Below are 10002 nucleotides of genomic sequence, written 5' to 3' on the forward strand. Positions count from 1 at the left end.
GCGGGAGGGACGGCATGCCGTCCCGCCCGCCGCTGACGCCGGCCCGGTCACCCAGGTGTGATCGGGCCGGCGGGTCTCATACCTGGGTGAGGCGCCAGGTCTGGTTGGCGCCGGTGTGGCAGGTCCACTGGATGATCGCGGCGTTGTCGGCGGTCGAGGCCCCGTTGACGTCGAGGCACTTACCGCTGTGGACGGCCTTGAGCTGGTACACCCCGGTGGTCGAGGTGGGCACCGCCTGCCACTTCATGTTGTTGTTCGTGGTGCAGGTCAGCTGCACCATCGCCGCCCCGTCCGCGGTGGAGCCGCCCGAGGCCGCCAGGCACTTGCCGCTGTGCACCGCCTTGAGGTAGACGTAGCCGCCGCCGGCATCGACGGCCTGCCACTTCTGGTTGTTGCCGCCGGTGGCGGGCCACTGCACCACGGTCGCGTTGTCCGCCGTGGACACCCCGCTGACGTCGGCCAGCTTGCTGCTGTGCTGGGCCGTCAGGGTGTACGTCTTGCCGGCGATCCCCCCGCTCGGGGTGGTGCCGACGCCCGAGCCGGCGAAGGTGAACGAGTCGACGTCGAAGCCGTTGTTCGCGCTCGACTTGAACACCATGTACAGCTGGTGCGTGCCGGACAGCGATGCCACGCTCGCGGCCGGCTGCTGGACGTAGGTGTCCCAGCCGCCGGTGGCCGCGACCGTGTTGGTCGCCAGCAGGGTGCCCGTCGGGGAGTCGGCGCGCAGCTCGATGCTGCCGCCGCCGCTGGGCGAGGAGACCCGGTAGCTGACGCTGGTGATGCCCTGCACGCTCATCGGGTTGAACATGATCCAGTCGTTGTTGCTGATGTCGCCGATCCGGTTGCCGCTCTCCGCCCCGGACTGCGCGACCACCCGGATGCCGGACTGGCTGGTGAAGTACTCCGCCTGCTTGTGCTTGGGCTGCAGCACCACGTTGGCGTAGCCGGTCAGCCGCGCCACCGAGCCGTTGCCGTTGTCCTGGTAACGGGAGTTGAGCAGGTAGAACAGGTTGGCCCCGTCCGGGTGGCCGCCGAGGTTGCCGGTGTTGATGGTGCCGGAGCAGCCGGACAGGTCGGTGGTCGGGTGGGCGTGGTCGTCGTGGCCGAGGGCCGGGTTGGTGAACACCTGCGAGCAGTTGATCGTGCCGTCCTGCGCGTCGGTGACACTCAGGCTGTACGCGACGTCCTGCCCGAAGTCGAGCATGCCGCCGTTGGGCGGTGAGGTGATGTTCACGACCGGGGCGTTGTTGCCGACCGTGATCGGGATGTTGACGAACGAGGACCGGCCGGTGTTGTCGGTGACGGTCAGCTTCGCCGTGTAGTTGCCGTTGCTGGTGTACGACCGGGTCGGGTTCGCGGCGGTGGAGTCGGTGCTGCCGTTGCTGTCGAAGTCCCAGGCGTAGGAGATGGTGTCCCCGGCGTCCGGGTCGTACGAGCCGGCGCTGGAGAACGACACGTTCAGCGTGGCCAGGCCGTTGGTCGGGGTGGCCGTGGCCTTGGCGACCGGAGCGCGCCCGCCGTGCACGTAGTCGATGCGGTAGAGCCCGGAGTCGTTGTTGCCGCCGCCGAACTCCGAGCCCCATTCGAGCACGTACAGCGAGCCGTCGGGGCCGAAGCGCATCGCCATCGGCTTGATGAAGCCGCCGCCCGGCAGGAACGGGTTGATCTTCACCAGGTTGCCCGAGGAGTCGAAGTGGATCTCCTTGATGTAGTTGCGCGACCACTCGTAGAAGAAGTGCACGCCGTTGTAGTACGCCGGGAACTTCGTCGCCGAGGTGCTGGCCGCGTTGTAGCGGTAGACCGGGCCGCCCATCGGCGCCGAGCCGCCCTCACCCATCTCCGGGAACGTCGGCGAGACGCCGTAGCCGTACCAGATCTGCGGCTGGACCAGCGCCGGAAGCGTGCGCAGGCCGGTGTTGTTCGGCGAGTCGTTGACGGGCGCGTTGCAGTTGAACTTCGATCCGACGACGCCGGTGTCCGGGTTGTACGGCGCGTACGCCTGGTTGTTGCCGTGGCAGAACGGCCAGCCGAAGTTGCCCGCCTGCTTGATCACGTTCAGCTCGACCAGGCCCTCCGGCCCCCGGTTGGTGGTCGCGCCGCCCCGGTCGGGGCCGTAGTCGGCCAGGTTCACCCAGCCGGTCTGCATGTCGACCTCGAACCGGAACGGGTTGCGGAAGCCCATCGCGTAGATCTCGGGCTTGGTCAGCGCGGTGCCCGGCGCGAACAGGTTGCCGCTGGGGATGGTGTAGGTGCCGTTGCTCTCCGGGTGGATGCGCAGCAGCTTGCCCCGCAGGTCGTTGGTGTTGCCGGCGCTGCGGGCCGCGTCCAGGAAGCTCTTGCCCGCCCGCCAGTCGATCGGCGCGTAGCCCTGCCAGGCCGGGTCGAGGTTCGGCGGGGTGTCGTCACCGGTCGACAGGAACAGGTTGCCGCCCGGCCCGAAGGCCAGGTAACCGCCGGTGTGCCCGGGTTCGCTGAAGGTCCGGTCCCGGTACGCGGGAACGTTCAGCAGCACCTGCTCAGTGCTCAGGTTGATGGTGTCGCCGCTGACGGTGAACCGGGACAGCCTGTTCACGTCGGTCGTGCTCGACGCCGGCGAGTAGTACAGGTAGATCCAGCCGTTGGTGGCGAAGTTCGGGTCGAGCACCATGCCGACCAGGCCGTCCTCACCGCCGGTGTACACCGACAGCTGCGCTGCCTGCACCGTCTGCTGCTGGGCGGGCTTGAAGACGGCGACCTTGCCGCCGCGCTGCACGTAGAACACCCGGCCGTCGGGGGCGACGTCCATCGCCATCGGGTCGACGGTGTTGGAGTCGAGGGTGACCTTCTCGAAGTTGCTCCACACCGTGCCGCCGCAGTCGCCGGCCGCATTGCCGGCCGCGTAGCGCACGCCGCCGAGGACGTGGTTGCGGAAGTTGGTCTCGCTGTACGACGCGTCGTCGTGGCCCATGGCGGTGGCCCACACCTTGCCGCCCTCGGCCTCGCGGCACCAGGAGATCGGGTGGTCGGGCCCCATCGCCGCGCCGCCCGGGTTGTACGTCCGCTCGTCGGCCGTCACCAGGACGTGCACCTGGCCGCGGGCGTTGACGTCGAAGTTGTACCACTCCTCGGTGCGCTGCCAGTTGTCCGGCAGGCCGACCGTGGACGGGTGCACCTTGTCGGCCACCCGCGCGTAGCCCTGCAGCGAGCCCGGCGAGTGCTCGGGCATGTGCGCGCCGCCGTTGATGGTGGCGTCCCACCACGGGAAGGCCGACTCGATGCCCATGTCGGTGGCGTTGTGGATGGCCACGATGCCCTTGCCGCTGCGCAGGAAGTTCTGCGTGGCGGTGCGCTGGGAGTCGTTGTCGAAGACCATGCCGGAGGTCTGGAACATGACCAGCACGTCGAACGTGTTGAGGTTGGCGGTGTTCAGGACGCTGGAGTCCTCGCTGAACACCACCTCGAAGTTGTTGGCCGCGGCCAGCTGGTTGAACATGGTGACACCGGCGGCGATGGATCCGTGCCGATAGCCGGCGGTCTCGCTGAACACCAGCGCGCGGAACGCCGGTGCGGCCGAGGCGGTGCTCGTGGGCACCACGCTGACGGCTATCGCGGTGGCCAGCGCGAGAAACGCGCCGAGGACAGGTTTGCGGCGGCTCATGCCGTCTCCTTCTACCCCTAAAAGGACGGTCGGGTCCGTCATGCGTCCGCCGCGACACATGACCGTGCAGCACTCCCATGCCGGACAGGGATTCGGCATCGACATGTGTCGGTTTCGTTAACGGGAGCGCGAAGCGAGCATGGCCCGACCCAGAGGATGCCGTCAATATCCTGCCGATGCCAGTTTTAGAAAATCCAAGGAAAGTTAGTTGCCTGCGAGGCAAAACTACGGTCCGGCTCGGAAAAAGACGCGTGAGCGCTCACATTCTGCCTGCTAGATACATCAATGCAGAACCGTGACCATTTCCGGCTCGTTGCGGGCTTGCTAGATCGAGCGCCAACGTTTAACGTCCGACGCCAAGACTTCCGATCAGTACAGCAAAAGTTGTTGCCCTGCCAACGAAAGTGCCTCAACCCGAAACGATCGAGGAGGTGCGGTGCAGCCAGACAGCGACACTCCCCTGCTGCGGATGCGCAGCGTCGGCAAGGCGTTCTTCGGAGTACGCGTGCTCGACGACGTCGACCTCGACCTCCACCCCGGACAGGTGCACGCGCTGGTCGGCGAGAACGGCGCCGGCAAGTCCACCCTGATGAAGATCGCCAGCGGCGTGTACCAGCCCGACGCCGGCACGCTGGAGCTGTCCGGGCAGGCGGTGACGCTGCCCGACCCCCGCGCCGCGCAGGCCGCCGGGATCGGCATCATCCACCAGGAGTTCAACCTGCTCCCGGAGCGCACCGTCGCCGAGAACGTGTTCCTCGGCCGCGAACCGATGCGCCGGGGGCTGGTCGACCGCCGCGCCATGCAGGCCCGCACCGCCGAACTCCTCACCGGCATCGGCGAGACCGCGATCGCGCCGCAGACCAGGGTCGGCCGGCTCAGCGTCGCCCAGCAGCAGGTCGTCGAGATCGTCAAGGCGCTCGCGCTGGACGCGCGGGTGCTCATCATGGACGAGCCCACCGCCGCGCTGGCCGACCACGAGGTCGAGCTGCTGTACGGGCTGGTCCGGCGGCTGCAGCAGCGCGGCATCGGCATCCTGTACGTCTCGCACCGGCTCACCGAGGTCTTCGATCTGTCCGGCCGCATCACCGTGCTCAAGGACGGCCGCCGCGTCACCACTCTCGACACCGCCGAGGCCACCGCGGACACCCTGGTCCGGCACATGGTCGGCCGCGAGCTGTCGCACTACTACCCCGAGCGCGCCGCCCCCGGCAGCGCCGGCGCGGCCCGGCTGCGGCTGTCCGCCGCGGGCAACGGCCGCCTGCGCCCGGTCGACCTCGAACTACGCTCCGGCGAGGTGCTCGGCGTCGGCGGGCTGCAGGGCTCCGGCCGCTCCGCGCTGGCCCGCGCCATCTTCGGCGTGGACGGCTTCCGCACCGGGCAGCTGCTGCTCGACGGGGTGCCGGTGCGGGTGCGCTCGCCGCGCCAGGCGGTCCGGGCCGGGATCGCGTACGTCACCGAGGACCGCAAGGCCGAAGGGCTCGCGCTCAGCCAGTCGGTGCTCGACAACGCCCTGCTCGCCCAGCACGCCGTGCGGCCGCGCTGGTTCGCCCGCAACGCCCGCACCGCCACCGTGCGCGAGCTGCTCGACGCGGTCGAGGTGCACGCCGCCGGGACCGGCCAGGAGATCCGCTACCTGTCCGGCGGCAACCAGCAGAAGGTGATCCTGGCCCGCTGGCTGGCGATGACACCGCGGGTGCTGCTGTTCGACGAACCCACCCGCGGCATCGACGTCGGCGCGAAGGCCGCGATCCACGACCTGATCCGCAGGCTCGCCGACGACGGCGCGGCCGTGCTGATGATCTCGTCGGAGCTGCCCGAGCTGATCGGCATGAGCGACCGCATCGTCGTCATGCGCGACGGCGCGATCGCCGGCGAACTGCCCGCCGGGGCGAGCGAGGAGGCCGTGATGGGCCTGGCCACCGGAGCCACCGGCGAGGAGAGGGCATGAGCGAGCTGCGCTCCAGGCTGCGGCTGCCGCAGCTCGACGCGACCAACGGGGTGTGGGCGGCGCTGGCCGTGGCGCTGATCGTCGGCGGCACGCTGGTCGCCCTCGACGGCGGTTCGCTGTTCAGCGAGTCGAGCACGATCAGCCTGCTGCAGCGGGCCGCCGGCCTGGGCATCGTCGCGGTCGGACAGACCATCGCCATCCTCGCCGGCTCACTCGACCTGTCCGTGGCGTACGTGATCAGCCTGACCTCGCTGGTCGCCGCCGAGACGATGGCCGGCTCCGACGGCATGGTGCTGCCCGCGATCCTCGCCGTGCTCGCCGTGTCGGCCGCGATCGGGCTGGTCAACGGACTGCTGATCACGAAGCTGCGGATCAACGCGTTCATCGCGACGCTCGGCGTCGGCCTGCTCATCAAGGGCTACCTGGAGCAGGGGTACGCCGGACCGGCGGGCAGCGTGCCGACGTCCTTCCAGCACCTGGGCTACGACCGCCTGGGCCCGATCCCGCTGTCGTTCCTGCTGTTCGCCGCGGTCGCCGCCGCGGTCTGGTTCACCCTGCGCGGCACCCGCTACGGCCACCACCTCATCGCGACCGGTGGCGACCTCGACGTGGCCCGGCTGTCCGGGGTGCGCACCGACCGGGTCCTGATCCGCACCCACGTCATCTGCTCGCTGTGCGCCGGGATCGCCGGGCTCTACCTGGCCAGCCGGCTGGGCGCGGGCGCGCCGCGGGTCGGCGCTGAGGGCGGCTACGACCTGGAGTCCATCGCAGCGGTCGTGCTCGGCGGCACCGTGCTGGCCGGGGGCCGGGGCGGGGTCACCGGCACCGTCGGCGGGGTGCTGCTGCTGGCCGTCATCGACGGCGTGTTCAACCAGCTCGAAGTGGACCCCTTCTTCAAGCAGATGGTGCGCGGCGTGGTCATCGTCGCCGCGGTCGCGGTGTACGCCCTGCGCCTGCGCCGCACCTCCGACCGGCGGAAGGCGGCTGTGGCATGAGCGAGCTTCGCGAGCGAATCAGCAGGCTCGAAGATGCCGCCGACGAGCGCAGCGAGGAGAAGGCATGAGCACTGAACTGGCTACCCCGGCCGCGGCCGTGAAGTCCGGGCTGGGTGGCGGCGGGCGCAGCGGCTGGGGTGCGGGCAGCATCCGGCCTGTGCTGATCATCCTGGTGCTGCTGCTGGTCGCGGTCGGCATCCGCCAGCCCGACTTCTACGACCCGCCCGTGCTGCTGGCGTTCCTCAAACGCGCCGCCCCGCTGATCATCCTGGCCGCCGGGCAGTACTTCGTCATCGTCGCCGGCGACTTCGACCTGTCGGTCGGTTCGCTGGTCACCGCCGAAGTCGTGATCGCCGCCCGGCTCATCGACGGCGACCCGGCCGCGACCCGGCCGGTGATCGCGCTGCTGCTCGGCTTCGGCCTGCTGATCGGCCTGGTCAACGGCGTGGTCACCACGCTGCTGCAGGTGCCGTCGTTCATCACCACCCTCGGCATGTACCTGGTGCTCGTCGGCGCGGTCTACACCTGGACCGGCGGTTCGCCGCGCGGGGCGCTGTCGGAGGAGTTCCGGATGTTCGGCCGCCGCGGCATCGACGGCGTGCCGGTGCTGGGCCAGCTGCCGTACGCGGTGCTGGTCCTGGCCGGGGTCGCCGTGCTCGCCGTGCTGGCGATGCGCTCGGACTTCGGCAAGGTGCTGCTCGCCGTCGGCGACAACCCGCGCGCCGCCCGGCTCGCCGGCGCCCGCACGGCCCGGATGCGCACCATCGCGTTCGTGGTCAGCGGAGTCTGCGCGGCGGTCGCGGCGATCCTGCTCGGCGGCTTCGGCGGGGTGTCCTTCCAGGTCGGGCAGGGCCTGGAGTTCACCGCGATCACCGCGGTCGTGCTCGGCGGGGTGGTGCTCGGCGGCGGGCGCGGCTCGGTCGCCGGGGCCATGCTCGGCGCGCTCACCCTGCAGACCCTGCTCACCCTGCTCAACCTGCTCGGCGTCTCCGGGGCGCTCAGCTCCGCCGTGCAGGGCCTGATCATCCTCGCCGCCGTCGCCGTCGGCACGCTGCGCCGCCGCACCTGAACCGCCCTGAACCGCTACCGAGAGGAACAACCCATGAGGAGACGCACCCCTATCCTGCTGGCCGTGTGCACCGCCGTGGCGGTGAGCGTGGTCGGCTGCACCAGCGACGTGCCCGGCGCGTCGCCGAGCGCCGGGCCCAGCGGCGCCGGCACGGGCGAGACGTCGAAGTTCTTCGTCCAGGCAGACCACGACAACGAGCTGGCGCTGCGGACCAAGACCGCCACCGGTCCCGCGGACAAGCCGTGGGAGCAGGCGCTGGACCCGAAGACCGTGGACACCGCCAAGTACAAGAAGGCCGGCCCGTACCACCTGTGCTTCTCCAACGCCGGTGTCGGCAACCCGTGGCGGCAGGTCGGCTTCAAGAACATGCAGGCCGAGGTCAAGCTGCACCCGGAGATCAAGACGTTCACCGTGGCCGACGCGGAGAGCAAGGACGACAAGCAGATCTCCGACATGACCGACCTGCTCGGCAAGGGCTGCGACGCGCTCATCGTCTCCCCGAACACCACCGCGACGCTGACCCCGGCCGTCGAGCAGGCCTGCGCGAAGGTGCCGGTCATCGTGTTCGACCGCGGCGTCAACACCAAGTGCCCGGTCACCTTCATCAACCCCATCGGCGGGTACGCGTTCGGCGCGACCGGCGCGGAGTTCCTCGTCGAGAAGGTCAAGCCGAAGGGCAAGGTCCTCGCGCTGCGCATCCTGCCCGGCGTCGACGTGCTCGAAGCCCGCTGGGGCGCGGCGAAGGTCGTCTTCGACAAGTCCGAGCTGGACGTCGTCGGCGTCGAGTTCACCGACGGTGACGCGGCCAAGACCAAGACCATCGTCACCAACTACCTGCAGCGCTTCGGCGACATCGACGGCATCTGGATGGACGCCGGCGCGACCGCCGTCGCCGCCGCGGAGGCGTTCGAGGACGCGGGCAAGCCGTTCCCGGCCATCGTCGGCGAGGACCAGCAGGACTTCCTCAAGATGTGGCAGGACAAGAAGCTCACCGCGATCGCCCCGACCTACCCCACGTACCAGTGGCGCACGCCGGTCATCGCGGCCCTGAAGATCCTCAACGGTGAGGCCGTGGCCAGCCCCTGGAAGCTGCCCCAGCCCACCATCACCCAGGACAACCTGAGCCAGTTCGTGCAGGCCGACATGCCGCCGCTGCACTACGCCATGTGCGGCTGCGCCACCCTGCCCGGCTACCCCAAGGACTGGGGCGGCAAGTAACTCCCCGCACCACCACGGCGGCCGCCCTCCTCCCAGGGCGGCCGCCTTCCATCGTGAGAGAGGTGTCTTGTGTTCGCCATCGGCGCCAACCCGTGGATCTGGACCTCACCTGTGGACGACGACGCCCTACGCGAGCTCGTGCCCCGTATCGCGGCCTGGGGCTTCGACGCGATCGAGATCCCCGTGGAGAACCCCGGCGACTGGTCCCCCGAACTGGTCGGCGACCTGCTCGCCGAACACGGCCTGGCCGCCGCGGCGGTGCTCGCGGTCACCCCGCCGGGCCGGGACCTGGTCTGCACCGACGCCGCGACGGTGCGCGGCTCGCAGGACTACCTGCGCGGGCTGGTCGACGCCGCCGCCGTCCTCGGCGCGCCCAGCGTGTGCGGCCCGGTCTACGCGGCGGTCGGCCGCCTCTGGCGGATGTCCGCCGACGAGCGGCTGGACTGCTACCGGCAGCTGCAGTCCGCTTTGGAGCCCGTCGCCGAATATGCCGGCGAGCGCGGGCTCGCGATCGGCATCGAGGCGCTGAACCGGTACGAGACCTCGGTGGTCAACACCATGGCGCAGACCCTGGAAGCGATCGACGGGCTGCCCGGCAACGTCGGGATCATGCTCGACAGCTACCACATGAACATCGAGGAGTCCGACCCGTACGCGGCGGTCACCCTGGCCGGGCCGCGCATCGTGCACGTGCAGGTGTCGGGCAGCGACCGGGGCGCGCCGGGGCGCGACCACCTCGACTGGCCGCGCTGGCTGGGCGCGCTGGCCGGCACCGGATACCGCGGCCCGATCTGCATCGAGTCGTTCACCGGCGAGAACGAGGCCATCGCGGTCGCCGCCGCGATCTGGCGGCCGCTCGCCCCGACCCAGGACGAGCTGGCGACCTCCGGCCTCGCCTACCTCCGCGAAGTGACCGCGACCCTGCGCGCCTGACCGACATGATCGCCGTTTCAGGTCGAAATGTGGGGTCAGACCACAGGTTTCGACCGGAAACGGCGATCACCGCCGTTCGGCTCAGGCGCGGCGGGTGAAGTCGGCCGTCCAGTTGACCTCCCAGGTCGCGCTGTTGTCGGTGGAGAAGGTGTCCGTGGCCATGGAAGTGTCACCGCTGGTGGCCAGTGAAAGTCCCCACCTC

Annotated in this window: 6 protein-coding genes; 5 read left to right on the forward strand and 1 reads right to left on the reverse strand. The window is 70.1% G+C overall.

Features of this window, described 5'->3' with window-relative positions; translation table 11 throughout:
• Positions 1-76: 76 nt before the first annotated feature.
• Positions 77-3637: a ThuA domain-containing protein gene (locus ACFQO7_RS37370; RefSeq protein WP_376810827.1), complete on the reverse strand. Its 3561-nt coding sequence runs from the start codon at positions 3635-3637 to the stop codon at positions 77-79.
• Between the two features lie 436 nt (positions 3638-4073).
• On the opposite strand from ACFQO7_RS37370, the gene ACFQO7_RS37375 reads away from it, so the two are divergent.
• The 5 genes from ACFQO7_RS37375 (at position 4074) to ACFQO7_RS37395 (ending at position 9800) form a co-directional block, all read left to right on the forward strand.
• Positions 4074-5585 carry a sugar ABC transporter ATP-binding protein gene (locus ACFQO7_RS37375; RefSeq protein ID WP_376810828.1) on the forward strand — a complete coding sequence of 504 codons (1512 nt, stop codon included), beginning with the start codon at positions 4074-4076 and terminating at the stop codon, positions 5583-5585.
• Positions 5582-6580 carry an ABC transporter permease gene (locus ACFQO7_RS37380; RefSeq protein ID WP_376810829.1) on the forward strand — a complete coding sequence of 333 codons (999 nt, stop codon included), beginning with the start codon at positions 5582-5584 and terminating at the stop codon, positions 6578-6580. The genes ACFQO7_RS37375 and ACFQO7_RS37380 overlap by 4 nt, the downstream gene beginning before the upstream one ends.
• Positions 6581-6644: 64 nt before the next feature.
• The gene (locus ACFQO7_RS37385) at positions 6645-7649 is read left to right on the forward strand and encodes an ABC transporter permease (protein WP_376810830.1); all 1005 of its coding nucleotides are present in this window, start codon (positions 6645-6647) and stop codon (positions 7647-7649) included.
• Positions 7650-7682: 33 nt separating this feature from the next.
• A complete protein-coding gene (locus tag ACFQO7_RS37390; RefSeq protein ID WP_376810831.1) occupies positions 7683-8867 on the forward strand; it encodes a substrate-binding domain-containing protein in 1185 nt (394 codons plus the stop codon).
• Positions 8868-8936: 69 nt separating this feature from the next.
• Positions 8937-9800 (forward strand): sugar phosphate isomerase/epimerase family protein, encoded by an 864-nt coding sequence (locus tag ACFQO7_RS37395; protein WP_376810832.1) that lies wholly within the window; start codon positions 8937-8939, stop codon positions 9798-9800.
• Positions 9801-10002: the final 202 nt, after the last annotated feature.

It is taken from the genome of Catellatospora aurea (assembly GCF_042663325.1).
GTDB lineage: Bacteria > Actinomycetota > Actinomycetes > Mycobacteriales > Micromonosporaceae > Catellatospora > Catellatospora aurea.

Coding starts and splice junctions, on each gene's coding strand:
- ACFQO7_RS37370 (WP_376810827.1), bottom strand. CDS start 3,637: ATGAGCCGCCGCAAACCTGTCCTCGGCGCGTTTCTCGCGCTGGCCACC.
- ACFQO7_RS37380 (WP_376810829.1), top strand. CDS start 5,582: ATGAGCGAGCTGCGCTCCAGGCTGCGGCTGCCGCAGCTCGACGCGACC.
- ACFQO7_RS37385 (WP_376810830.1), top strand. CDS start 6,645: ATGAGCACTGAACTGGCTACCCCGGCCGCGGCCGTGAAGTCCGGGCTG.
- ACFQO7_RS37390 (WP_376810831.1), top strand. CDS start 7,683: ATGAGGAGACGCACCCCTATCCTGCTGGCCGTGTGCACCGCCGTGGCG.